Raw genomic sequence first — 22,639 nt, forward strand, 5'->3', positions numbered from 1 at the left:
AATAATTCATGGCTCACTCTCTGTGATACGGATGATTGGTGGTAATGCTCCAGGCGCGATAGAGGCTCTCGGCCACCAGCACCCGCACCAGCGGGTGGGGCAGGGTCAGCGGCGACAGCGACCAGCTCTGTTCGGCCGCAGCCTTGCACTCGGGCGACAGCCCTTCAGGGCCGCCCACCAGCAGGGCCACGTCGCGGCCATCCAGCTTCCAGGCTTCCAGCTGCACGGCGAGCTGCTCGGTGGTCCAGGGTTTGCCGGGAATATCCAGGGTCACGATACGCGAACGACCGGCCGCCGCCAGCATGGCTTCCCCCTCTTTTTGCAGAATGCGGGGGATGTCGGCATTTTTGCCACGTTTTCCGGCGCCGATCTCGACCAGCTCGAACGGCATGTCTTTGGGGAAACGACGACGATACTCTTCGAAGCCATGCTCTACCCAGGCGGGCATCTTGGTGCCCACCGCAATCAACTGGATCTTCATCGTTTATTACACTTGTACTCGGTTATTGCGCGTTCACTTGAGCGGTGCCGTTCCAGAGTTTTTCCAGCTGGTAGAAGTCGCGATGCTCATCCTGCATCACGTGCACGATCACCGACCCCAGATCCACCAGTACCCATTCGCCGGTGAGCTGGCCTTCCACGCTCAGCAGATCGAGCCCGGCATGGCGGGCCTCGCTGGCCAGATGGTGGGCGATGGCGCTGACGTGACGGCTGGAGTTGCCGGAACAGACGATCATGGTGTCGGTGATGCTGGATTTGCCGCGTACATCGAGGGTGATGATGTCGCGGCCTTTCATGTCATCGATCTTGTCGACGATAAAGGCATGCAATTCTTGACCTTGCAATGAGTCTCTCCTGTATTCCGGCGCGCTTTCACGGCGTGAGGGCGGCGGATTATATCATGGTCACTCCCGTTTCCCAGTGCGGTGAAGGGGAGTGGAACAGGGGCCGTGCCCGCTTGGCAAACTCGCCCCCTGTTGATCACTATAGTGCGCGATCCGTGCCGGACAACCGCCGGCCGCGATCGGGTTCATGCCGGCCGGTACAGCCCCTGCTGGCGGATGTATTGTGCCACCGACGGCGGCAGCAGATAGCGGGGATCCGCGCCTGTCGCCAGCAGCGCCCGCAGACGGGTGGCCGACAGCTCGACCGGCAGATTGTCCGCCAGCCAGATGCGGCCATGGAGCAGCCGGTGCAGATCCGTCACCTGCTGGCTCTGGTGACGGGCCAGCAGCTCGGCCACCTCGGCCGGATAGTCCGGCTGCCAGCCGGGGCGGGTACTCACCACCAGATGGGCATAATCGAGCAGCTCCTGCCAGCGGTGCCAGCTCTGCAGGCCGAGCAGGGAGTCCATCCCCATCAAAAAGCAGAGCGGGGTATCCGGCAGTTCATGACGCAGCTCGATGAGGGTGTCGATGGTCCAGGAGGGGGTGTCCCGTTTCAGCTCCCGCTCATCCACCACGAAGCCCAGGTTTTCCGCCGCTGCCAGGGCGACCATGGCCAGACGCTGCTCGCTCGAGCAGAAGGGGCTGGCCCGGTGGGGCGGAATATGGTTCGGCAGCAGGCGCACTTCGGCCAGACCCAGGGCGTCGCGGGCCTCGATGGCCGGGCGCAGGTGACCGATGTGGATGGGATCGAACGTCCCCCCCAGAATACCGATGGGTGGTTTCAACATGGGCTCCCTCCGGTGACGGCCGGGATGTCGACGGGCTGGATCATGCGTCAGATCCCGCCAGCGGCAAGGGGGTGCCATCGCGAAAACCGAGGGCGAGGGTCTGCAGCATCAGCCATGCCTGCTCGGTATCGAAGCGACGCTGGGCGTCGTCGAGCCGGGCCATCAGCTGCCACAACTGCTGCAGTTTGGCGAAGGGCAGCCGGGTCAGCGCCTGTTGAATGAGCTGCTGGCGGCTCTGCCAGATGCGCAGGCGCGAGAAGTGCTCCACCAGCGGCTGACCGGCCCTGGCAGCCAGCGCCAGCTCGGTGAGCTGCTCCAGCTCGCGGCAGAGGGCCCAGGCCAGCATGCCGGGTTCGGTACCCTCGGCGCGCAGGGCCAGCAGGATGCGCTGGGCCCGGTTCACCTTTCCTTCCAGCAGGGTGTCGATGAGCTGGAACGGGGTGAAGTGGGCGTGGCGGATGATGGTCTCCTGCAGATAGGCGACGCTGATGGGCTGGGGTGGCGAGAGCAGGGTCAGCTTCTCGATCTCCTGGCTGGCAGCCAGCAGGTTGCCCTCGTAGGAGTGGCACATGAAGTTGACCGCATCCGGCAGCGCCTTGAGGCCGAAGCGCTGGAAGCGGGCGCTCATCCAGCGCGGAAAGAAACGGGGTTCGGGGTGGTTGACCGGCACATAGGTGCCGCTCTGGCTCAGCTTGTCGAACCAGGCTGCCTTCATCTGGGTCTGGTTGAGGCGATTACCGCTCAGCACCAGCAGCAGGTCGGGGTGCAGCTGCTTGCCGATCTCGCTGATGCGGGCGGCCAACTCCTTGTCGACCTTGGCCGGCAGCTCCAGCTCGATGATCTGGCGGGCCGAGAACAGGCTCATGGCCTGGCAGGCATCGTAGACCTGATTCCAGTCCAGCCCTTGCTCCACCACAAAGCTGTGGCGCTCATCGAAGCCCTGTTTGCGCGCCACCTGGCGCACGGCGTCGATGGCTTCCAGCTTGAGCAGGGGCTCGTCTCCAAAAATGAGATAGCAGGGCTTGAGCCCTGCCTTGAGGTGATCCGCGAGTTGTTCAGGGTAAATCCGCATCAGAACCTGGCCTGGTTGAGGGGGAAGGATGCACGGTCGATGGCTTGCTCATTCTTGAACAGGGGAGCGTCCCCAAAAATGAGATAGCAGGGCTTGAGCCCTGCTTTGAGGTGATCCGCAAACTGCTCGGGATAGACTCTCATCAACGAACTCTCATCAAGATACGTGCATCAGAACTTGACCTGGCTGAGCTGGCGGATCACCAGGTTGGCGGCCTGCTCCTGCATCTCCTTGCCAAGCTGCTCCTGCTCGCGGGAGGAGGCGAGCGCCGCATCCGGCTTGTTCAGGAAACTGCGGTTGAAGGCGATGGGGAAGACCTGGGTCGGTTTGCCCGGCATGGAGACAGTGAACTGGGTGTTGTAGCCCAGCACGTATTCACGGGCCTGGCCGATGGAGTCGACGGAGGCGACCTGGCTGGTGCTGCCGACGCCGGACAGGGTCAGCACCGGGATGCCCTCCTTGTCGGCGAGCTGCACGCCGGCCGCCTTGAGGCGGGTGGTGACCAGTCGATAGAAATCGCTCTTGTTGTCACCGACCACCTTCATGGTCATCAACTCGGGCGGGATGGCGGTGCCGCGCATCTGAAAACCGCAGGCCTGCAGCAGCAGACCGGTCAGCAGTATGGTCAGCCAGCGAGTGAGGGTGGTGCCCATAGAAAATCCTCTTTGCATGAAGTGAAGAGCGGCGGGCGCAGGGCCCGCCGTTATCATCCGTTTGCTGTTACCGCCTGGCAACCAGACGGTCAGTCTGTATGGCCAGGCGGTATGGCATCAGTTGGCCACGATGTTGAGCAGTTTGCCCGGCACGTAGATCACCTTGCGTACGGTCAGGCCGTCGGCGAACTTCTGGACCGAGGCATCGGCCATGGCCAGCTTCTCGACGTCGGCCTGGCTGATCTCGGCCGGCACGGTCAGCTTGCCGCGCATCTTGCCGTTGATCTGCACCACCACCAGCTTCTCGGTCTCGACCATGGCCGCTTCGTCGGCCACCGGCCAGACGGCGTGATCCACGTCGTCGCCCTTGCCCAGCATCTTCCACAGCTCGAAGCCGATGTGCGGGGTGATGGGGTAGAGCATGACCACGACCGCTTCCAGCGCTTCCTGCATCAGGGCGCGGTCCTGCTCGTCGTTGCCCAGCTTGGCCAGGTTGTTCATCAGCTCCATGATGGCGGCGATGGCGGTGTTGAAGGTCTGACGGCGACCCACGTCGTCGCTCACCTTGGCGATGGTCTTGTGCAGCTCGCGGCGCACGGCTTTCTGGTCGCTGCTGAGTGCCGCCACATTCAGTGCGGGAGCTACGCCGGCACTGACGTGCTCGAAGGTGATGCGCCACAGACGGCGCAGGAAGCGCTGGGCACCCTCGACGCCGGAGTCGGACCACTCCAGGGTCATCTCGGCGGGCGAGGCGAACATCATGAACAGACGCACGGTATCGGCGCCGTAACGCTCCACCATCAGCTGCGGGTCGATGCCGTTGTTCTTGGACTTGGACATCTTGGTCATGCCGGAGTGAATGACTTCACGACCTTCATTGTCGACGGCCTTGGTGATGCGACCCTTCTCGTCACGTTCCACCTTGACGTCGGTCGGGCTGACCCAGACGTTGCCGCCCTTCTCGTCCTTGTAGTAGAAGGCGTCGGCCAGCACCATGCCCTGGCAGAGCAGGCGCTTGAACGGCTCGTCGCTGTTGACCAGACCTGCGTCACGCAGCAGCTTGTGGAAGAAGCGGGCGTAGAGCAGGTGCATACAGGCGTGCTCGATGCCGCCGATGTACTGATCCACCGGCAGCCAGTGGTTGGCAGCCGCCGGATCCAGCATGCCCTTGTCGTAGTCCGGGGAGCAGTAGCGGGCGTAGTACCAGGAGGACTCCATAAAGGTGTCGAAGGTATCGGTCTCGCGGAACGCTTCCTGGCCGTTGTAAGTGGTCTTGGCCCACTCGGCGTCGGCCTTGATCGGGCTCTGGATACCGTCCATCACCACGTCTTCCGGCAGCAGTACCGGCAGTTGGTCTTCCGGGGTCGGCACGACGGTGCCGTCGGCCAGGGTCAGCATGGGGATGGGAGCACCCCAGTAGCGCTGACGGGAGACACCCCAGTCGCGCAGACGGAAGTTGACGGTGCGCTTGCCGCAGCCAAGGCTCTCCAGCTTGCTGGCGATGGCATCGAATGCCGGCTGGAACTCGAGGCCGTCGAACTCGCCGGAGTTGAACAGCACGCCCTTGTCGGTGTAGGCGGCGTCGATCACGTTCGGCAGCTCGCCATCGACCGGCTTGATGACCGGCTTGATCTCGAGCCCATACTTGGTGGCGAACTCATGGTCACGCAGGTCGTGGCCCGGTACCGCCATCACGGCGCCGGTGCCGTAGTTCATCAGCACGAAGTTGGCGACCCAGACCGGTACCTTGCGGCCATCCAGCGGGTGAATGGCGTAGAGGCCGGTGGCCATGCCCTTCTTCTCCATGGTGGCGAGCTCGGCTTCGGCCACCTTGGTGTTCTTGCACTCTTCGATAAAGGCGGCCAGTTCCGGATTGGTCTGGGCTGCTTGCAGCGCCAGCGGGTGGCCGGCGGCGATACCGACATAGGTCACGCCCATGAAGGTGTCCGGACGGGTGGTGTAGACCTCCAGATGCTCAGTCTGACCCTCGATGGCGAAGCTGATGTTGACCCCTTCGGAGCGGCCAATCCAGTTGCGCTGCATGGTCTTGACCATCTCCGGCCAGCCTTCCAGATTGTCGATATCGTTCAGCAGCTCTTCGGCGTAGTCGGTGATCTTGATGAACCACTGGGGGATCTCTTTCTGCTCCACCGGGGTGTCACAGCGCCAGCAGCAGTTGTCGACAACCTGCTCGTTGGCCAGTACGGTCATGTCGTTCGGGCACCAGTTGACGGAGGAGGTCTTCTTGTAGACCAGACCCTTCTCGTAGAGCTTGGTGAAGAACCACTGCTCCCAGCGGTAGTAGTCCGGCTTGCAGGTGGCCAGCTCGCGATCCCAGTCATAACCCAGACCCAGCATCTTCAGCTGGTTCTTCATGTATTCGATGTTTTCGTAGGTCCAGGGTGCCGGTGCCGTGTTGTTCTTGATGGCGGCGTTTTCCGCCGGCAGGCCGAAGGCGTCCCAACCGATGGGTTGCAGCACGTTCTTGCCATTGAGGCGTTGATAACGGGAGATCACATCACCTATGGTGTAGTTGCGAACGTGCCCCATGTGTAGACGACCAGACGGATAGGGGAACATGGAGAGGCAGTAGAACTTTTCCTTGTCTACTTTCTCCACCGCCTTGAAGGTTTTCTTGGCATCCCAGTGCTTTTGCACTGCTGGTTCTATGGATTGGGGAACGTATTGCTCTTGCATTGGTGACATCCGGATCTGTGAAATGGATAGATAAATCAGCTGGGAAATCGCAATAGAATACCCATATCCTGCGGCGGCAACAACCGCCAGCGTCCCTCGGGCCTTAAGCCGGGCCTGATCAGGGTTCAGTAGAGGAGTAACGGCCATGGACAAACGTCAAAAAGGGTACGAAGCCTTCATTGCTGAGCTGCAAAAGCAGTGGCAAGAGACAGAACAGTTCCAGGGGGAGCGCCTCAACCGGATGATCGCCAAGGTGCAGGCCTATCTGGAGGCAGCCGGGGATCTGACCCAGGACGAGCTGGCGCTGATCGCCGAGTATGTGAAGCGGGATCTGGGCAACTATGACGAGGGGCGCAAGGATGAGCAGGTGGAGGAGTCCGCCTTCATGCTGGCGCTCAAAGACACCGCCTGGTCCTGGCTGGCGGACGTGACCGACCGCACCCAGGTGGAGTGGCAGGAGCTGGCAGACGAGCTGGAGCACAAGGGGGTCTACCGGGCCGGCGACTGGGTGGGGCTCGGGGTCTTGGTGTGCGATCACTGCGAGTGGCGCCATACCGTGCTGCACCCCGAGCAGCTCGGCACTTGTCCCGAGTGCGGGGCCGATGAGTATCACCGTGAGCCACTCTCTCCCTAAGCAGTCAGAAAGTACCAAGCCATAAGCCAAGCCATAAAGAGAGGCGCCCTTGGGCGCCTCTCTTATTTATCGGGTTGTACGACCGGGTCAGCCCTTGCGCGCCCAGGGGTGGGCGCGGGGGCGCAGCCCCAGTCCCAGCGCCAGTAGCAGGGCGGCGATGCCATACATGGGCCAGTTGCCAAAGCGCAGGTAGGGGGTCTCGCCGTGGGCGGGACGCACCTCGGTGCGCAGCACGCCGGCCTCGAACTGCGGGATCTGGGCGATGATGCTGCCGTCGATCTCGGTGACGATGGTGATGCCGGTGTTGGTGTCGCGCAGCAGCGGGCGGGCCAGCTCGAGGGCGCGCATGCGGGCGATCTCCATGTGCTGCCAGGGGCCGATGCTGGTGCCGAACCAGGCGTCGTTGGAGACGGTCAGCAGGAAGTCGGTATCCGGCTGCACGTTGCGGCGCACCTCGTCCGGGAAGATGATCTCGTAGCAGATGGCGGCGGCAAACTTGAGCCCCTTGGCGATCAGGTTCGGCTGCACCTCGTCGCCACGGCTGAAGGAGGACATGGGCAGATTGAAGAAGGGCGCGATGGGACGCAGCAGATCTTCAAGGGGCACGAACTCGCCGATGGGCAGCAGGTGGTATTTGTAGTAACGGTTCTTGTGCTGGTAGTAGTAGGACTCCTTGCCTTCCGCATCCTGCACCCCCATGCCGAGCACGGTATTGAAGAAGCGCTGCTGCTCGAGATCGTAGTGGATGATCCCAGCCAGCAGGCCGGTATCGTTCACCTTCATCGCCTTGTCCAGGCTCTCCAGATAGTTGCCCATCTCCTTCTCGATGGCCGGAATGGCCGATTCCGGCCAGACGATGATGTCGGCGTCCTGGTTCTCGCGGCTGAGATCCTGATACTTGCGCACGGTCGGCACCAGCGCCTCCGGATCCCACTTGAGGGACTGTTCGATGTTGCCCTGCACCAGCGCCACCTTGACCGGTTCACCGCGGGTCACCCAGTTGAGCTGCATCAGCCCCTGGGCGGCACCTACCAGGGCCACCGGCACCAGCAGCCAGGCCGGCTTGCGGCTCTGCCAGAGCAGCCAGAGGGCGGAGGCGGTCAACAGCAGCGCCAGGGTGATGCCCTGCACGCCGAGGATGGGGGCAAAGCCCTTGAGGGGCCCGTCGATCTGGCTGTAGCCGAACCAGAGCCAGGGGAAGCCGGTCATCACCCATCCGCGCAGCCAGTCGGCCATCAGCCAGAGTGCCGGGAAGGCGAGCAGCCAGCGGCTCCAGTGACGACCGCTGAAGAAGCGGGCGAAGGCCCAGCAGGCCAGGGTCGGATAGAGTGCCAGATAGGCCGACAGCCCGGCCAGCAGCACGAAGGCCACCGGCAGTGGAATGCCGCCGAACATGGTCATGCTGACGTGGATCCACCACAGCCCCGGCAAAAACAGCCCCATGGCGTAGCCAAAGCCACGCCAGGCCGCCTGCTTGGGGTTGGCCTTGTCCAGCAGGGCGTAGAGACCGAGCAGGGAGGGGATCACCAGCGGCCAGTAGTTGAAGGGCGAGAAGGCGAGCACGGCGATGGCGCCAGAGGCCATGGCAAACAGGCTGGTCAGGAGTTTTGATTTCACGGGCTGTAATTTCACGGGCGATAAGGCTCGGATTGAACTGCAATGGGTTGAGTGGCCGGTATCTTAACCCGTAAAGGCGGTCAACGGCGAGCCTCCCGGCCGACGGCCCGACGCGAGGGAATAAAAGGGCGATGACGGGCCCTGTGACTCGTGGGAAGCAGAGGTGATGTGTGCTCAAACGAACAGCGCCCCGACGGGCGGGGCGCTGTTGGCAAGGGTCAAGGCTTATTGTGCCTCGGACTGGGCCGCGACATGGTTGTCGGGGATCTTCACCTGCAGTTGCTGCAGGCGGCGCTTGTCGGCATGCATCACCTTGAACAGGTAGCCTTCCAGCTCGATCTCCTCGCCCTTCTTGGGCAGGTGGCTGAAGGCGTGCATCACCAGACCGCCCACCGTATCCACCTCTTCATCGCTGAACTGGGTGCCGAAGAAGTCGTTGAAATCTTCGATCTCGGTGAGGGCGCTGACGGCGAACACCCGCTTGCTGATACGGCGGATCTCGTCCGGCTCATCCTCGATGTCGTCGAATTCGTCGTCGATCTCGCCGACGATGAGCTCGAGGATATCCTCGATGGTGACGAGGCCGGAGACGCCGCCGAACTCGTCCACCACGATGGCCATGTGGTAGCGCTCTTCACGAAACTCTTTGAGCAGACGGTCAACCCGCTTGCTCTCTGGGACGATCACCGTGGGACGCAGGATCTTCTCCAGCTGCAGCGGCTCGCTGGCGTGGTGGCCGCCAAACCCGAACGGCAGCAGATCCTTGGCGAGCAAGATGCCCTCCACGTGATCCTTGTCTTCGTTGATCACCGGGAAGCGGGAGTGACCCGACTCGATGATCACCGGCAGGATCTCGTCCACTGGCTGGGATTTCTCGATGGTCACCATCTGGGAGCGGGGGATCATGATGTCGCGTACGCGCAGCTCGGCAATTTCGAGCACGCCCTCGATCATGTCCTTGGTGTCCTGATCGATGAGATCGCGCTCTTCGGCGTCGGCTATCACTTCCACCAAATCGTTGCGGTCTTTTGGCTCGCCCTGGAAGAGTTGGCTGAGTTTGTCGAGCCAGGTTTTCTTCGGCGAGCCGGTACTAGGGTGATCGTCGGTCATTTTCTCTCTTGGTTACTCGTATGAACACACTTGAAATCGTTGTGGCTATATGAAGATGGGCATCGGCTGTTTCAAGACGATGACCATCCGGTTCTTTACTCTTCGTCGTTCAGGTAAGGATCGGCGAAACCGAGCTCCTGCATGATGTCGCGCTCGAGCGCTTCCATCTCTTCGGCCTCGTCATCCTCGATATGGTCATAACCTAGCAGATGCAGACTGCCGTGCACAACCATGTGGGCCCAGTGGGCCATCAGCGGCTTGCCCTGTTCGGTGGCTTCGCGCTCCACCACCTGGCGGCAGATCACCAGATCGCCGAGCAGCGGCAGCTCCAGGCCGGGCGGGGCCTCGAACGGGAAGGAGAGCACGTTGGTGGGCTTGTCCTTGCCGCGATAGGTGAGGTTGAGCTCGTTGCTCTCCGCCTCGTCGACGATGCGCACCGTCACTTCTGCCTCCTGCTGGAAGCCGAGAATGGTGCCGTCGAGCCAGCCCTGCAGCTGGGCCTCGCTCGGCAGGCCATCGGTGCTGGCACTGGCCAGTTGCAGATCCAGGGTCACGCTCATTGGGCACTCTCTTTGCTGGTGTGGGGAGCGGCTTTATCGGCCGCCTGTTTGGCATCGAACGCCTCGTAGGCCTGCACGATGCGGGCCACCACCGGGTGGCGTACCACGTCCTTGGATTCGAAGAAGTTGAACGACAGGCCGTCGACATCCTGCAGCACTTCCAGCGCGTGGCGCAGACCCGACTTCTGGTTGCGGGGCAGGTCTATTTGGGTGATGTCGCCGGTGACCACCGCCTTGGAGTTGAAGCCGATGCGGGTCAGGAACATCTTCATCTGCTCGGTGGTGGTGTTCTGGGCCTCGTCCAGGATGATAAAGGCGTCATTTAAGGTTCTGCCTCGCATGTAGGCGAGCGGCGCCACCTCGATGATGTTGCGCTCCATCAGCTTCTCCACCCGCTCAAAGCCCAGCATCTCGAACAGGGCGTCGTAGAGCGGGCGCAGGTAGGGATCCACCTTCTGGGAGAGATCGCCGGGCAGGAAGCCGAGCTTTTCGCCCGCTTCCACCGCCGGACGGGTCAGCAGAATGCGGCGAATTTCCTGACGCTCCAGCGCATCCACCGCCGCCGCCACCGCCAGATAGGTCTTGCCTGTTCCTGCAGGGCCTATGCCGAAGCAGATGTCGTGGCGCACGATATTGGCGATGTACTGGGCCTGGTTGGGGCTGCGCGGCTTGATGAGGCCGCGCTTGGTCTTGACCGTCACCTCCTTGCCGTAAGGGATGCTCGGCGCCGGCTCGTCATCCTGCTCCAGCACCCGCGATTCCTGAATGGCCAGATGGACCATGTCGGGGGTGATGTCGGTCACCTTGCCGCCCTTGAGCGGCTGGGTTTCCACATAGAGGTGCTTGATGATGACGGCGGCCGCCTCCACCTGGGCCTGCTTGCCCAGCAGCTGGAAGTGGTTGTCGCGGTAGCTGATCTCGACGCCGAGGCGGCGTTCCAGCTGTTTGACGTTGTCATCGAACGGACCGCACAGACTGGCGAGACGCTGGTTGTCGGCGGGTTCCAGATGCAGATTCAGGGTCGAGATGTGTCGGCTCAAAGTGTCCTCGTCTTGACGCGATCCCATCCGGCCGGGGCCGGATGGGGTGAACAGATTAGTGGGGAGTGAAGGCGGCCACGCCCAGCGGGTCCGGTACGTTGTCCGGGCGGCGGGCCAGGATCTCGCTCGGGGCGGTGGCGATGCGCAGGTTCATCTCGTTCTCGCCGCGCAGGAATTTGCCGCGCAGGGAGTTGGGACGCACCTCGGTGATCTCCACGTCGGCAAAGCCGCCGATCAGGGTATGCGGGCCCTCGAAGTTGACCACCCGGTTGTTCTCGGTGCGGCCGCACAGCTGCATGGGGTCGAGCTTGGAGGGCCCTTCCACCAGGATGCGCTGGGTGGAGCCCAGCATGGCGCGGCCAATCTGCATCGACTGGTTGTTGATGACGTGCTGCAGGCGGGTCAGGCGGGCTTTCTTCACCTCCATGTCGACGTCATCGGGCAGGTCGGCGGCCGGGGTTCCGGGGCGCGGGCTGTAGATGAAGCTGAAGCTCATGTCGAAGTTGATCTCTTCGATGAGTTTCATGGTGGCCTCGAAATCCTCGTCCGTCTCGTTCGGGAAGCCGACGATGAAGTCGGAACTGATGGTGATGTCGGGACGGGCGGCGCGCAGGCGGCGGATTTTGGACTTGTACTCCAGCACGGTGTGCGGGCGCTTCATCATGGTCAGGATGCGGTCGGAGCCGCTCTGCACCGGCAGGTGCAGGAAGCTGACCACTTCCGGGGTGTCCTTGTAGACCTCGATGATGTCGTCGGTGAACTCGATGGGGTGGCTGGTGGTATAGCGAATGCGATCGATGCCGTCGATGGCGGCCACCAGCCGCAGAAGCTCGGCGAAGGTGCAGATGCCGCCGTCGAAGGTCGGGCCCCGATAGGCGTTGACGTTCTGGCCGAGCAGGTTCACTTCGCGCACGCCCTGCTGGGCGAGCTGGGCGATTTCATAGAGCACGTCGTCGAGCGGTCGGCTCACCTCCTCGCCACGGGTGTAGGGCACCACGCAGAAGGAGCAATATTTGGAGCAGCCTTCCATGATGGAAACGAAGGCGGTCGCCCCCTCGGCGCGCGGCTCGGGCAGGCTGTCGAACTTCTCGATTTCCGGGAAGGCGACGTCCACCTGGGCGCCGCGCCCTTCCTGCACCTGCTTGATCATGGTGGGCAGGCGATGCAGGGTCTGCGGGCCGAAGACGATGTCCACATAGGGGGCGCGAGTGCGGATGTTGTCCCCCTCCTGGGAGGCGACGCAGCCGCCCACGCCGATCACCAGACCGGGTTTGTTTGCCTTGAGCTTCTTCCAGCGTCCCAGCTGGTGAAACACCTTCTCCTGCGCTTTTTCGCGGATGGAGCAGGTGTTGAGCAGCAAAACGTCTGCCTCTTCGGGCTCTTCGGTAAGCGTGTAGCCATTGCTGGCATCCAACAGGTCGGCCATCTTGGACGAGTCGTACTCGTTCATCTGGCAACCCCAGGTTTTGATGTGAAGTTTTTTGCTCATTGCTTCTCTTGACTTGTTTTGAATGCGGCATGGTCAAAGGACCGGGCATTTTACTCCGCAATCCGGAGACTGCCTAGCGAATATCCAGCCGGCCACGGCCGGAGCGCCGCTGGCGGGCTTCCTGTCGGCATCGGCTTTCTCCTTGATTTGGCGCACTAATTCTCCACACCCTTCACTGTTTCCCGGCGCCCCTTGCGGTATCATGTGGTCATTCGGTCCGGCTGCGTTTTCCCCTTGCCCGGGCTCACCCCTTGCAGGAATCAAGTTATGGAACAGTGTGATATCGCCATCGTCGGGGCCGGCATGGTCGGCGCCGCCACCGCCTGTCTGCTGGCGGCGCAGGGTCTCTCGGTGCGGGTCATCGAGACCCGGCTGCCGGAGCAATACGCCCCCGAGCAGCCGCTGGATCTGCGGGTCTCTGCCATCAGTCAGGCGTCGGTGGCACTGCTGGCGCAGGCCGGTGCCTGGCAGCACCTGCAGCAGATGCGGCTGTGCCCCTATCGCCGGCTGGAGACCTGGGAGCTGGATGGCTTCGCCACCCGCTTCAACGCCGCCGACCTCGGCCTGCCCCAGCTCGGTTACATCATCGAGAACCGGCTGGTGCAGCTGGCGTTGCTCAGACGCATGGAAGATTTCCCCAACATCCAGACCCACACCCCGGCGGCGGTGACGAGCCTGCGCCAGAGTGCGGATGAAGCTGTGCTGACCTTGGATGATGGCAGCGAACTGGCCGCCCGCTGGGTGCTGGCGTGCGATGGCGCCGAATCCCACACCCGCAAGCTGGCCGGCATCGGGGTATCGCGCTTTGAATACCGCCAGCACTGCATGCTGATCAACATCGACACCGACTTTGCGCAGGAAGACATCACCTGGCAGCAGTTTACCCCGAGTGGCCCGCGCGCCTTCCTGCCGCTGCCGGGCCGACACGGCTCCCTGGTCTGGTATGACAGTCCGGCCCGCATCCGGGCGCTGGCCGCCATGAGCAACGAGGGGCTGGCCGCCGAGGTGCGCCGCCACTTCCCGAGCCGGCTTGGCGGGTTTGCCGTGACGGCCAAGGGGAGCTTCCCGCTGGTGCGGCGCCACGCCAACGACTACCACGCCGGCCGGGTGCTGCTGCTGGGCGATGCCGCCCACACCATCAACCCGCTGGCGGGGCAGGGGGTCAACCTCGGCTTCAAGGACGTGGCCTGCTGGCGCGATCTGCTGCAGGGTGCTGGCGCCGACTGGCATCAGCTGGCGCTGGCCGGGCGCTATGAGCGGCGCCGCCGCCCCGACAACCTGTTGATGCAGTCGGGGATGGATCTCTTCTACGGGGTGTTCAGCAACGAGATAGGCCCGCTCAAGCTGGCGCGCAACCTGGCCCTCAATCTGGCGGACAAGGCGGGCCCGCTCAAGGAGATGGCGCTACGCTATGCGCTGGGGCTGGTTTAAGGCGCGCGGCGCCATCATGAGGGAGCAGACAGCATGAACAAGGCATTGCTGGTGATCGATTTCATCAACGACATCGCCCACCCGGACGGGCGCATCGCCGCCTCGGCGGCCCATGTGCTGGAACAGGGCGCCATCGCGCACGCCAATCAGGTGCTGGCCCATGCCCGCACCCACGGCTGGCTGGTGGTGCTGATCAAGGTGGGTTTTGACCCGCACTATCTGCTGCAACCCAAGGGCTCGCCCATGTTTGGCCGGGCTCACCAGTTCGGGGCGCTCTCGCTTGGCGATAGCGGCACCGACTTTCACGCCGACCTCGACGTGCAGCCGGGCGATCTGGTGCTGACCAAGCCCAGGGTCAGCCCTTTCTACGGCACCACGCTGGAGCCGGCGCTGCGGGCCAATCACATCGAGCACCTCTATCTGTGCGGGGTGAGCACCAGCTGGGCCATTCAGGCGGCGGCGCGGGAGGGGCATGATCGGGATTACGCCATCACCATCCTGGAGGATGCCTGCGCGGCGGCGGATGCCAATGAGCACCATGCCTCGCTGCGGATGCTTGGCCGCATCGCCGAGGTCTGCAAGGTGGCCCAGCTGGCCTGATCCCGGCGGCAGGCGGAGCTTGCTCACTGTTTTGACATTTTGTCTGCGGCCCCCTGTCGGGCCGCAGCCATTTTGGGCAACATGAAGCGAGCATCGATGGCCACAAGGATGAGGGCATGCGTTATCAGGGACGGATCGTGCGCTGGAACGAGGCGCGCGGCTTTGGTTTTATCGCCCCCGAGCAGGGGGATGGCGAGCCAAAAGGAGCCGAGCTGTTCGTGCACATCTCGGCGCTGCAGTCAGATGGCTCGCTGCCCAAGGCCGGCGAGCGGGTCTCCTATCTGCTTGGCAGCGGCCAGGATGGCAAACCCAGGGCCGAGCAGGTGTTCTTTTTGGATCGGCCGCTGTCGCTGGCAGGCGCCCAACCAGCGCCCTCTGTGGTCAGACAGGCTGTGACCGGGGAGCGGCCTATGCCAACCAGGGCACGCCCGCGCCCCGTCTATCGGCGCCGCAGCAACTGGCGCGGCAAGCTGATCCCGCTGCTGGTGCTGGCCGGGATCTTCTCCATTTACTCCCGCTTCTCGGCCGAGTCGGTCTCGCCTTCGCCAACCTCTTCTTTCAGTCAGCAGGCGGTGGACAGCACAGACAGCCCGCAGGCGGCGCCCACCTTCGTCCGTCAGTGCGACGGTCGGCAGTACTGCTCCCAGATGACCTCCTGCGAGGAGGCGACCTGGTTTTTGCAAAACTGCCCCAATACCAAGATGGACGGCAGAGGAAGAGGGAACGGGATTCCTTGTGAAAGCCAGTGGTGCGGCCACTAACGAGGGATGGGGCGGATGCAAGTGATTGATCATCTATCTTTATCTTGCAGGCCGGGGGCGGGCCATGGCCGTCGATGCCCCTTCGTCATGGACGGCACGCCGGCATGACGCTGGTGGCTGCGGCAGGTATGGTGCGGCGTTGTTGGGTGAGGAGCAGGGTCATGACGGACTATTTTCAGGGATCACTGTTTCACTTCTCCGATCGGGCGCAATACCTGTCTGCACTGCTCAATTCGCTGGAGGAGCAGATCTCGGTGATCGATCGGGATGGCGTCATCCATTACACCAACCTCGCCTGGAATAGCTTCGCCGAACAGAACGGCATGCCGGAGGGGTACGACTGGCTGGGCGTCAACTATCTGAGGGTGTGCGACAATTCGGTGGAGCCGTTGGCCCAGATGGCGGCCGAGGGGATCCGGCGGGTACTGCGCCACGAGCAGCAGCACTTTCATCTGGAGTACCCTTGTCACAGCCCGGATACCCAGCGCTGGTTCATGATGCGGGTCTCCGCCATCCCCGGCATCGAGGTGGAGTTCTACACCATCAGCCACATCAACGTCACCGAGCGCAAGCTGCAGGAGCTGGACATGGCCTACCTCTCCCTGCACGACCCGCTGACCGGGCTGGCCAACCGGCGGCTGTTCAACAGCTTTCTGCACAACGAGTGGCGGCGCAGCATGCGCGAACAGACCCCCATCTCCTTCATCATGCTGGATCTGGACAACTTCAAGCTGTGCAACGACCACTTCGGCCATCAGGTCGGGGACGGTTTCTTACAGCAGGTGGGTCAGCTGCTGAGCACCTTCTGCCAGCGGGCCACCGATCTGCCGTGCCGTTTCGGCGGCGACGAATTTGCCCTGATCCTCGGCAACACCGGGGACGAAGCGGCCTCCCGCATGGGGGAGGCCATTCGCGTCGGCATCGGCGAGCTGCTGATCCCGGGGGCGGATGGGCTTAGACTCAGCGCCAGTGTCGGTATCGCCACCCTGTTGCCGCAGCAGGCCCGCGTCTCGGAAGAGGAGCTGCTGACCGCCGCCGACATGGCGCTCTATCTGGCCAAGCAGGGGGGCAAGAATCGCTGCCACTGGGTCAGCTGCAGCGCACTGCCGGCCGCCTGATACTCGATTGCCTCACCCCTGTGGCGATACCTCGCCTGTCCCCTGATATCGACTCCCTGAACCGGCCGCATCAGCGACCCGGCAGGGCTGGTTGCGGCGCCGGATGGGCATCGATGACCAGCTGCACGAAGCGATCGCGGATGGGATCGGCGAATTCCGGGTTCCACACCAGGCTTATCTCCCACTCGGAGCAGGGGCCGGACAAGGGGTAGAGGGTGACGTCCGGGCCGGCGATGAAGCTGACGCTGCGCGGCAGGATGGCGTTGCCGATGCCGGCGGCCACCAGTGCCACCAAGGTCTGGATATCCTCCGCCTCCTGGATCATGCCGGTCAGCCGGTTGGCGCCGAGGAAGCCTGCGATCTGCTGGCTGAGGCCGGGGCAACGGTGACCGACCATCTGCAGCAAGGGCTGGCTGGCCAGCGCCTGCTCCACATCGAAGGCGGCCGGATCCGGCTGCGTCATCAGGGTCGGCACCGCCAGCACCAGCCGATCGGTCAGCAGTCTGTGTTCCTGCAGCTGCGGCGCCTGGGGTCGGCGCATGAAGCCGAGCTGCAGCTGTCCCGACAGCAGCCGCTCCTGCTGGATGGCGGAGGTCATGTCCTGCAGATGCACCATCACCTCGGGCACCTGCTGCTTGAAGCTGGCCACCAGTGCCGGTGCCAGCGCGAAGCTCGACAGGCCGAAACCAATCTTGAGGCGCCCGGCAATGCCGCTGGCCAACGCCATGGCATGGCGCTCAAAGCCCTTGCCGTGTTCGACCAGGGCGCTCGCCTGGGTGAGCAGCTGGGCGCCGATGGCGGTCAGCTCGGCGCCGTGGCGACCCCGGTTGAACAGGGTACTGCCGAGGGTCTGCTCCAGCCCCTGGATCTGCTTGGTGAGGGCCGGCTGGGTGATGAACAGCCGGTTGGCGGCCTCCCGGTAGTTGGCTGTGTCGGCCAGGGTGACGAATGCCTGCAGTTGCTTCAGATCGAATTTCATTCCATATGGTTATCTAAAGTGGCCATTTTGTGATTATAAATTATCTAATTGCCTTGTTCTAATGGTCTGGTAGCGGGCCCCATTGGCCCCATCCGATCCGTCACAAGGAGTCATCTCATGCCTGCCGAACGCTATCTGTTTTTGATCAAGGGAACCCTGGTACTGGCCCAGCCGCTGGCTGCGCCGGAGACGGGGGAACTGCTTACCAGTCTGCTGCAGCAGGGCTTTGCGGTCGGCCCCTTGCAAGTCTGGGCGAGCAATGCCGAACAGGCGCTGGCCTGCTATGAACAGGCGGCCCAGCGGCGGGCCTTCGGCGATATTCTGGCGGGGAGCGAACCCGGCCTGGCAGGGGTCGGCGCATGAGCCGGCTTGTGCTGCGGGCCAGCGCCCTGTTGCTGGACATGGATGGCACCCTGGTGCACTCCACCGGTGAAGTGGAGACGGTATGGCGGCTCTGGTGCCGCCGCCATCAGCTGGCGCCCGAGCCGGTGCTGGCCATGTGCCACGGGGTGCGCTCGCGAGAGGTGCTCCGTGCCTTGGCCCCGCAACTGGAGATGGCGCAGGAGGTAGCCCTGCTCGACGAGCTGGAGATCAACCATACCGGCCAGGCGGAGGCCATCGCCGGTGCCCGGGCTCTGCTGGCAGGTTTGCCGAGCGAGCGCTGGGCGCTGGTGACCTCCGCCAGCCAGCGGGTGGCCCGTCATCGGCTGCGCAGTGCCGCTCTGCCGTTGCCCGCTCTGCTGGTGGGGGCCGAGGATGTGGTGCATGGCAAGCCGGATCCCGAGCCCTACCTGCTGGCGGCCGAGCGTCTGGGGCTGGCGGCGGCCGATTGCCTGGTGTTCGAGGATGCGCCGGCCGGCATCACCAGTGCCCTGCGGGCGGGTTGCCGCGTGGTACAGGTGGGGGGAAGGCAGCGGCTGGATCCGGACATCAGTGCCCTGATCCAGGACTGGCGTCAGGTGAGCGTGGTAGAGGAGGCGGCTGGTCTGCAGCTGACGCTGCTGGCCTGACAACAAAAAGCCCCCGTCGAGCGGGGGCTTGGGTGGTGGGCGACGCGCTTATTTGAACACGCGAAAACGCACGGCGTCGTCCATGAAGGTCTTGTCACCGGCCGGTTGCTTGATGCTGCCAAAGGGCATCTGGGCACGCAGCAGCCAGCTGGCGGGCAGATTCCACTCCTTGTGTACCGCCTGGTCGATGAGCGGGTTGTAGTGCTGCAGGGAGGCGCCGATCTTCTCCTGGGCCAGGGTGGTCCAGACCGCGAACTGGGCGATGCCGGTGGCATGTTCCGACCAGATGGGGAAGTTGTCGGCGTAGAGGGCGAATTTTTGCTGCAGATCCTTGATGACGTCGGTGTCCTCGAAGAAGAGCACGGTGCCGAAACCTGCGCGGAAACTGCCGTCCACCTTGGCTTCACTTTGGGGATAGGCTTCCGGCGGTACTATCTTCTTCAGCTCCGCCTTGACGATGTCCCACAGCTTGTGGTGCTGGGCGCCAAACAGGATGACGGCGCGGGAGCTCTGGGAGTTGAACGAGGAGGGGCTGTGCTTGATGGCATCCTGGATGAGAGTGGTCAGCTGCTCCGGCGTATGGGAAACCTGGTCACCCAGGGCATAGATGGTACGACGTACTTTGATCTGTTCGATAAACGGACTGCTCATAACATCTCCTTTGTTTGACAGGGAATCGTCTTCGGTGGTCCTTGGCAAGGCCATCCGGCTCCGATTGTTCAAGCTATAGACTATAACACCCCCTTCCTGGTTAGCCGTCAACGCACAGTGGTCACTGTTTTTACTTTTTGTTGATATACATATCCACGGCATGGATGAGCGGTATCACGTTTATATGTTTTTTGTCAGTTAGCCGGAGGGCGGCTGATTTTAATCAATGAATGATTCTGTCCGACCGCCATAGAATCCTCGCATTACAGAATTTTTTGCGGGGTGTTGATGATCCAATGGTTGATTAGTCGGCGTTACTACCTGTTGACCTCGCTGACCCTGCTGCTGGGCACCCTGGTGCTGGTGGTGACCCTGGCTCTGGCGACGGCCAGCTATCTGCGCAGCATCGACAAGACGGTGGCCGGCTACGGCCACATGCTCTCTTCCCTCGATGCGGCCCTGATCCACGAGCTGGTGCTGGCCAATCAGCGTCAGCTGGCGGTGCTGGAGGCGTCGCTGGACAAGGCTGCAATCGCCCGCGGCGAGCCGGCCGACAACCCGCTCTGGGCCATTGCCCACCAGATCAAGCGCGACAGCCACTACATATATTTCTACAACCCGCAGACGGACCGCATCAGCAGCTACCCGGCCTGGCAACAGCCGGCCGAGTATCGTGCCGCCAGCCGGCCCTGGTATCGGGCGCTGTCGATGCCGGGTGATGACCTCATCTGGTTGGGTCCCTATCAGGAGTACGGCTCGGACAAGCAGATCCTGACCCTGATCAAGCGGGTAAAGGGGCTGGATGGTCAGCTGCTCGGCCTGCTGATGGTCGACATGTCGTTCAACGCCATCCAGCAGGCCCTGCAGCGGGCCATGGGTCGCAACCAGGCGGCCATCTACATCAGCTCGCGTGGGGGAGATGAACTGGTGGTGGGCTGCAACATGGCGCTCTATCAGCCGCCGGTGACCATGGCGGGCGTGGTGGGCAGCGCTCTGGAGGTGATTTGGCATGGCCGCCATCTGCGTCGGGAGCTGGAGGGGATCGACTGGGATCTCAACATCTATCTGCCGCCCGAGCTGTTTCACGATGGCCTCGAGGAGGCCCTGCTGATGGTGGTGCTGCCGCTGCTCTCGCTGTTTGCCATCTGGTTTTGCAGCATCAACTTTCTGGTGCGGGTGTTCAATCAGGAGCAGGCGCTGGTGGCCGGCTCGCTGACCGGCATAGTGCGGGATCCGACCCAGACTCCTTGCCAGCTGAAGACCTGGTTCGTGCACAGCAGCCTGAGCGAGATAGACCAGGTGCGGGCCAGCTTTCTGCAGGGGCAGGATGCCCTGCTGCACGACCCCCTCACCGGCATCATGAACCGACGGGCCTTCACCCAGCGTCGCAGCGAACTGGAGGAGAGCGCCACTCCCCACTGGCTGCTGCTGTTCGACGTCGACAACTTCAAGCGCATCAATGACAACTGGGGACACACGGTGGGGGACGGCGTGCTCTGCCGGGTCGCCGAGCTGCTGGTGGCGGAGCTGGGCAGTGGCTGCGTCTACCGGATCGGGGGAGACGAGTTCGCCGCCCTGCTGTCCTGGCCGCGCAGCGAGCTGGAGGCCGGGCTGACCCGGCTGTTGGCGCGGGTGCGCAATCAGCAGTGGCGCGAGTTTCGCGAGGCGGTGACCCTGAGCGTGGGCGGCGCCCACAGCCCGGATGACGGTGTGCTGCTGTTCGAGCGGGCCGACGAGTGTCTCTATCGGAGCAAGCGGCGGGGGCGCGATGGCTGGTCTTTGACGGAGCAGACCCGGCAGGAGCAGGGTGCTGACAGATCCTGTCATATGGATAACGGCTAAGCGACCGCTGCCGCGCGGTGGGCCCCGGCATCGTTCGCTGCCCAATTTCCATGCGATGTCATTTACGTATTTAGATTCAATATCTTATGAGCTAATTGACCGACATCGAAGGCGGCGCGGGAGGCGGTGTCGCTCTCCTGCGACAGTGGCGCCCTTTGGCGGGAATCGTATAGTTCGGGGAAATTAATCAGGTTTGACAGGAGTACCCCATGGAGATGAACAAGCGTGGCATGAGCGCCCTGGTCCTGCTGGGCTCACTGCTGCTGGTCAGCGGCGCAGCGCAGGCTTCGGAGACACTCAATACCATCCTCGGTGGCGGTGCGGGTGGCGTGGCCGGCACCATGATCGGCAAGGAGCTGGGCGGTGATACCGGCGCCCTGGTGGGAGCGGCGCTGGGCGGTGCGGCCGGTGGCGCCGCCACGGCCAACAAGGGCAACAAGAATGAAGCGGCCCTCGGTGGCGCGGTCGGGGCCCTCGGTGGCGCGGCCATCGGCAAGAGTGTGGGTGGCAGCACGGGTCAGCTGATCGGGGCTGGCGTAGGCGGGGCCAGCGGCTCCGCCATCGGTGCCAAGACTGGCGATGGCCACAAGAGCAACGATCGTTACTACGACGATGAGCACAGGCACCACAAGAAACACAAGAAGCACAAGAAACACAGATGGCACGACGATGATTGATCGCTGCCAGCAATGAGAGAGGGGCCGACAGGCCCCTCTCTTGTTTGGGTCGGCGCGCCGCTCAAACCAGCCGGTGTTGGCGGCGCCCCTCGGCGAAGGCGTTGATGTTGTCAATCAGCTGATCGGCAAGGCGCTGCATCGACTCCTCGCTGGCCCAGGCCACGTGGGGGGTGAGGATGAAGTGAGGGTACTGCAGCGCCTGCATCAGCGGGTGGTCGGGGGGCGGCGGCTCGACGCTCGCCACGTCGAAACCGGCGCCGCCGAGGCGGCCGTTGGCCAGAGCCCGCAGCAGGGCCTCCTCATCCACCAGACCGCCGCGACCGACGTTGATCAGCAGGGCGCCCGGCTTCATCAGCTCGATCTCCCGCTCGCCAATCAGGTTGCGGGTGTAGGGGGTGAGCGGGCAGTGCAGGCTGATGACGTCGGCGCTTTGCAGCAGCTCGTCCAGTGGCAACCGATCCTCGTCGTGGCTGGCGCCGACCTGGCTCTGGGCGTAGCGCACCTCCATGCCGATCCCCCTGGCCCGCTCGCCGAGGGCCTGACCGAGCGTCCCCTTGCCGATGATGCCGAGCCGCTTGCCGTGCAGATCCGTGATGTGGTGATCGAAGAAGCAGAACTGGCCACTCTGCTGCCAGCGGCCCTCCAGCAGCGACTGGCGCCAGCAGAAGAGGTTGCGCGCCAGAGCAAGCATCAGCGCCATGGCGTGTTCCGGCACCGAGGGGCCCGAGTAGTTGCGGATGTTGCAGACACCGACATTGGCGGCGCGGCACGCCTCCAGATCCACGTTGTCGCTGCCGGTGGCAGCCAGCGCGATGAGTTTCAGGTCCGGCAGCCGGGCCAGCTCGGCGGCGCCGATGCGTACCTTGTTGATGATGGCGATGCTGGCGTCTTTGAGTCGCTCCACCACCTGCTCGGGGGCCGTGCTCGGGTAGCTCTGCCAGTGATGGGGAAAGTCGGGGTGGCGCAGGGTGATGCCGGTATCCAGGGTATCGCTGTCGAGAAACACAATTTGCTGCATGGAGC

At 63.4% G+C, this 22,639-nt stretch carries 24 protein-coding genes; 9 read left to right on the top strand and 15 right to left on the bottom strand.

The window, feature by feature from the left end:
- Positions 1-13 precede the first annotated feature (13 nt).
- The 7 genes from rlmH to leuS all read right to left on the bottom strand — a co-directional run bounded on the left by rlmH (position 14) and on the right by leuS (position 6,097).
- The gene (gene rlmH, locus OKB87_RS09725; RefSeq protein ID WP_005298242.1) at positions 14-481 is read right to left on the bottom strand and encodes a 23S rRNA (pseudouridine(1915)-N(3))-methyltransferase RlmH; all 468 of its coding nucleotides are present in this window, start codon (positions 479-481) and stop codon (positions 14-16) included.
- 22 nt (positions 482-503) lie between these two features.
- Positions 504-845 carry a ribosome silencing factor gene (rsfS, locus tag OKB87_RS09730; RefSeq protein ID WP_270827267.1) on the bottom strand — a complete coding sequence of 114 codons (342 nt, stop codon included), beginning with the start codon at positions 843-845 and terminating at the stop codon, positions 504-506.
- A gap of 185 nt (positions 846-1,030) precedes the next feature.
- Positions 1,031-1,675, bottom strand: a complete 645-nt coding sequence (gene nadD, locus OKB87_RS09735) for a nicotinate-nucleotide adenylyltransferase (RefSeq protein ID WP_270827268.1) — start codon at positions 1,673-1,675, stop codon at positions 1,031-1,033.
- A 40-nt stretch (positions 1,676-1,715) separates the two neighbouring features.
- Positions 1,716-2,747, bottom strand: coding sequence for a DNA polymerase III subunit delta (holA, locus tag OKB87_RS09740; RefSeq protein WP_011707024.1), 1,032 nt, complete (start codon positions 2,745-2,747; stop codon positions 1,716-1,718).
- Positions 2,747-2,890 carry a hypothetical protein gene (locus OKB87_RS09745; RefSeq protein WP_041216680.1) on the bottom strand — a complete coding sequence of 48 codons (144 nt, stop codon included), beginning with the start codon at positions 2,888-2,890 and terminating at the stop codon, positions 2,747-2,749. The genes holA and OKB87_RS09745 overlap by 1 nt, the downstream gene beginning before the upstream one ends.
- Positions 2,891-2,917: 27 nt before the next feature.
- Complete coding sequence (locus OKB87_RS09750; protein WP_016351676.1) at positions 2,918-3,400, bottom strand: LPS-assembly lipoprotein LptE; 483 nt, start codon at positions 3,398-3,400, stop codon at positions 2,918-2,920.
- Between the two features lie 117 nt (positions 3,401-3,517).
- Positions 3,518-6,097, bottom strand: coding sequence for a leucine--tRNA ligase (gene leuS / locus OKB87_RS09755; protein WP_270827269.1), 2,580 nt, complete (start codon positions 6,095-6,097; stop codon positions 3,518-3,520).
- A gap of 145 nt (positions 6,098-6,242) precedes the next feature.
- Here leuS and OKB87_RS09760 point away from each other — a divergent pair, with 145 nt between their 5' ends.
- Positions 6,243-6,731, top strand: coding sequence for a zinc ribbon-containing protein (locus tag OKB87_RS09760; RefSeq protein ID WP_005298255.1), 489 nt, complete (start codon positions 6,243-6,245; stop codon positions 6,729-6,731).
- Positions 6,732-6,818: 87 nt separating this feature from the next.
- Here the strand turns inward: OKB87_RS09760 and lnt are convergent, their stop codons facing one another.
- The 5 genes from lnt to miaB all read right to left on the bottom strand — a co-directional run bounded on the left by lnt (position 6,819) and on the right by miaB (position 12,547).
- Entirely contained in the window at positions 6,819-8,363 is a 1,545-nt protein-coding gene (gene lnt, locus OKB87_RS09765; protein ID WP_168756255.1) for an apolipoprotein N-acyltransferase, read from the bottom strand.
- A 210-nt stretch (positions 8,364-8,573) separates the two neighbouring features.
- On the bottom strand, positions 8,574-9,458 hold the full coding sequence (gene corC, locus OKB87_RS09770; protein ID WP_011707019.1) for a CNNM family magnesium/cobalt transport protein CorC: 885 nt from the start codon (positions 9,456-9,458) through the stop codon (positions 8,574-8,576).
- Between the two features lie 95 nt (positions 9,459-9,553).
- Positions 9,554-10,018 carry an rRNA maturation RNase YbeY gene (ybeY, locus tag OKB87_RS09775; RefSeq protein WP_024944233.1) on the bottom strand — a complete coding sequence of 155 codons (465 nt, stop codon included), beginning with the start codon at positions 10,016-10,018 and terminating at the stop codon, positions 9,554-9,556.
- A complete protein-coding gene (locus OKB87_RS09780; RefSeq protein WP_060389953.1) occupies positions 10,015-11,058 on the bottom strand; it encodes a PhoH family protein in 1,044 nt (347 codons plus the stop codon). Before OKB87_RS09780 ends, ybeY begins: the two co-directional genes overlap by 4 nt.
- Positions 11,059-11,113: 55 nt before the next feature.
- Entirely contained in the window at positions 11,114-12,547 is a 1,434-nt protein-coding gene (gene miaB, locus OKB87_RS09785; RefSeq protein WP_011707016.1) for a tRNA (N6-isopentenyl adenosine(37)-C2)-methylthiotransferase MiaB, read from the bottom strand.
- A gap of 267 nt (positions 12,548-12,814) precedes the next feature.
- Between miaB and OKB87_RS09790 the strand changes: the two genes are divergently transcribed.
- The 4 genes from OKB87_RS09790 to OKB87_RS09805 all read left to right on the top strand — a co-directional run bounded on the left by OKB87_RS09790 (position 12,815) and on the right by OKB87_RS09805 (position 16,457).
- Positions 12,815-13,978 (top strand): FAD-dependent oxidoreductase, encoded by a 1,164-nt coding sequence (locus OKB87_RS09790; RefSeq protein WP_270827272.1) that lies wholly within the window; start codon positions 12,815-12,817, stop codon positions 13,976-13,978.
- Positions 13,979-14,011: 33 nt separating this feature from the next.
- Positions 14,012-14,578 carry an isochorismatase family cysteine hydrolase gene (locus tag OKB87_RS09795; protein ID WP_270827273.1) on the top strand — a complete coding sequence of 189 codons (567 nt, stop codon included), beginning with the start codon at positions 14,012-14,014 and terminating at the stop codon, positions 14,576-14,578.
- A gap of 116 nt (positions 14,579-14,694) precedes the next feature.
- Positions 14,695-15,339 (top strand): cold-shock protein, encoded by a 645-nt coding sequence (locus OKB87_RS09800; RefSeq protein ID WP_270827274.1) that lies wholly within the window; start codon positions 14,695-14,697, stop codon positions 15,337-15,339.
- Positions 15,340-15,500: 161 nt separating this feature from the next.
- Positions 15,501-16,457 carry a diguanylate cyclase domain-containing protein gene (locus OKB87_RS09805; protein WP_270827275.1) on the top strand — a complete coding sequence of 319 codons (957 nt, stop codon included), beginning with the start codon at positions 15,501-15,503 and terminating at the stop codon, positions 16,455-16,457.
- Positions 16,458-16,527: 70 nt separating this feature from the next.
- On the opposite strand, the gene OKB87_RS09810 is transcribed toward OKB87_RS09805, so the two are convergent.
- On the bottom strand, positions 16,528-17,436 hold the full coding sequence (locus tag OKB87_RS09810; protein WP_073351306.1) for a LysR family transcriptional regulator: 909 nt from the start codon (positions 17,434-17,436) through the stop codon (positions 16,528-16,530).
- 117 nt (positions 17,437-17,553) lie between these two features.
- On the opposite strand from OKB87_RS09810, the gene OKB87_RS09815 reads away from it, so the two are divergent.
- Positions 17,554-17,799, top strand: a complete 246-nt coding sequence (locus tag OKB87_RS09815) for a hypothetical protein (RefSeq protein ID WP_011707010.1) — start codon at positions 17,554-17,556, stop codon at positions 17,797-17,799.
- Entirely contained in the window at positions 17,796-18,446 is a 651-nt protein-coding gene (locus tag OKB87_RS09820) for an HAD-IA family hydrolase (protein WP_270827276.1), read from the top strand. The genes OKB87_RS09815 and OKB87_RS09820 overlap by 4 nt, the downstream gene beginning before the upstream one ends.
- 48 nt (positions 18,447-18,494) lie before the next feature.
- Here OKB87_RS09820 and OKB87_RS09825 read toward each other — a convergent pair whose 3' ends face one another.
- Positions 18,495-19,097, bottom strand: a complete 603-nt coding sequence (locus OKB87_RS09825) for a nitroreductase family protein (RefSeq protein ID WP_270827278.1) — start codon at positions 19,095-19,097, stop codon at positions 18,495-18,497.
- Positions 19,098-19,385: 288 nt separating this feature from the next.
- Here OKB87_RS09825 and OKB87_RS09830 point away from each other — a divergent pair, with 288 nt between their 5' ends.
- A complete protein-coding gene (locus OKB87_RS09830; protein ID WP_270827279.1) occupies positions 19,386-20,939 on the top strand; it encodes a GGDEF domain-containing protein in 1,554 nt (517 codons plus the stop codon).
- A 209-nt stretch (positions 20,940-21,148) separates the two neighbouring features.
- Entirely contained in the window at positions 21,149-21,616 is a 468-nt protein-coding gene (locus tag OKB87_RS09835; protein ID WP_270827281.1) for a YMGG-like glycine zipper-containing protein, read from the top strand.
- A 61-nt stretch (positions 21,617-21,677) separates the two neighbouring features.
- Here OKB87_RS09835 and OKB87_RS09840 read toward each other — a convergent pair whose 3' ends face one another.
- Positions 21,678-22,634: a D-2-hydroxyacid dehydrogenase gene (locus OKB87_RS09840; protein WP_270827282.1), complete on the bottom strand. Its 957-nt coding sequence runs from the start codon at positions 22,632-22,634 to the stop codon at positions 21,678-21,680.
- Between the last annotated feature and the right edge of the window lie 5 nt (positions 22,635-22,639).

The sequence above is a fragment of the Aeromonas sp. Y318-1 genome, from assembly GCF_027706125.1.
GTDB lineage: Bacteria > Pseudomonadota > Gammaproteobacteria > Enterobacterales > Aeromonadaceae > Aeromonas > Aeromonas hydrophila.

Bases quoted from the DNA above. Each gene is read 5' to 3' on its own strand.
- rlmH (WP_005298242.1), bottom strand. From the start codon at position 481: ATGAAGATCCAGTTGATTGCGGTGGGCACCAAGATGCCCGCCTGGGTA.
- nadD (WP_270827268.1), bottom strand. From the start codon at position 1,675: ATGTTGAAACCACCCATCGGTATTCTGGGGGGGACGTTCGATCCCATC.
- holA (WP_011707024.1), bottom strand. From the start codon at position 2,747: ATGCGGATTTACCCTGAACAACTCGCGGATCACCTCAAGGCAGGGCTC.
- OKB87_RS09745 (WP_041216680.1), bottom strand. From the start codon at position 2,890: ATGAGAGTCTATCCCGAGCAGTTTGCGGATCACCTCAAAGCAGGGCTC.
- OKB87_RS09750 (WP_016351676.1), bottom strand. From the start codon at position 3,400: ATGGGCACCACCCTCACTCGCTGGCTGACCATACTGCTGACCGGTCTG.
- leuS (WP_270827269.1), bottom strand. From the start codon at position 6,097: ATGCAAGAGCAATACGTTCCCCAATCCATAGAACCAGCAGTGCAAAAG.
- OKB87_RS09760 (WP_005298255.1), top strand. From the start codon at position 6,243: ATGGACAAACGTCAAAAAGGGTACGAAGCCTTCATTGCTGAGCTGCAA.
- corC (WP_011707019.1), bottom strand. From the start codon at position 9,458: ATGACCGACGATCACCCTAGTACCGGCTCGCCGAAGAAAACCTGGCTC.
- ybeY (WP_024944233.1), bottom strand. From the start codon at position 10,018: ATGAGCGTGACCCTGGATCTGCAACTGGCCAGTGCCAGCACCGATGGC.
- miaB (WP_011707016.1), bottom strand. From the start codon at position 12,547: ATGAGCAAAAAACTTCACATCAAAACCTGGGGTTGCCAGATGAACGAG.
- OKB87_RS09790 (WP_270827272.1), top strand. From the start codon at position 12,815: ATGGAACAGTGTGATATCGCCATCGTCGGGGCCGGCATGGTCGGCGCC.
- OKB87_RS09795 (WP_270827273.1), top strand. From the start codon at position 14,012: ATGAACAAGGCATTGCTGGTGATCGATTTCATCAACGACATCGCCCAC.
- OKB87_RS09800 (WP_270827274.1), top strand. From the start codon at position 14,695: ATGCGTTATCAGGGACGGATCGTGCGCTGGAACGAGGCGCGCGGCTTT.
- OKB87_RS09805 (WP_270827275.1), top strand. From the start codon at position 15,501: ATGACGGACTATTTTCAGGGATCACTGTTTCACTTCTCCGATCGGGCG.
- OKB87_RS09810 (WP_073351306.1), bottom strand. From the start codon at position 17,436: ATGAAATTCGATCTGAAGCAACTGCAGGCATTCGTCACCCTGGCCGAC.
- OKB87_RS09815 (WP_011707010.1), top strand. From the start codon at position 17,554: ATGCCTGCCGAACGCTATCTGTTTTTGATCAAGGGAACCCTGGTACTG.
- OKB87_RS09820 (WP_270827276.1), top strand. From the start codon at position 17,796: ATGAGCCGGCTTGTGCTGCGGGCCAGCGCCCTGTTGCTGGACATGGAT.
- OKB87_RS09825 (WP_270827278.1), bottom strand. From the start codon at position 19,097: ATGAGCAGTCCGTTTATCGAACAGATCAAAGTACGTCGTACCATCTAT.
- OKB87_RS09830 (WP_270827279.1), top strand. From the start codon at position 19,386: ATGATCCAATGGTTGATTAGTCGGCGTTACTACCTGTTGACCTCGCTG.
- OKB87_RS09835 (WP_270827281.1), top strand. From the start codon at position 21,149: ATGGAGATGAACAAGCGTGGCATGAGCGCCCTGGTCCTGCTGGGCTCA.
- OKB87_RS09840 (WP_270827282.1), bottom strand. From the start codon at position 22,634: ATGCAGCAAATTGTGTTTCTCGACAGCGATACCCTGGATACCGGCATC.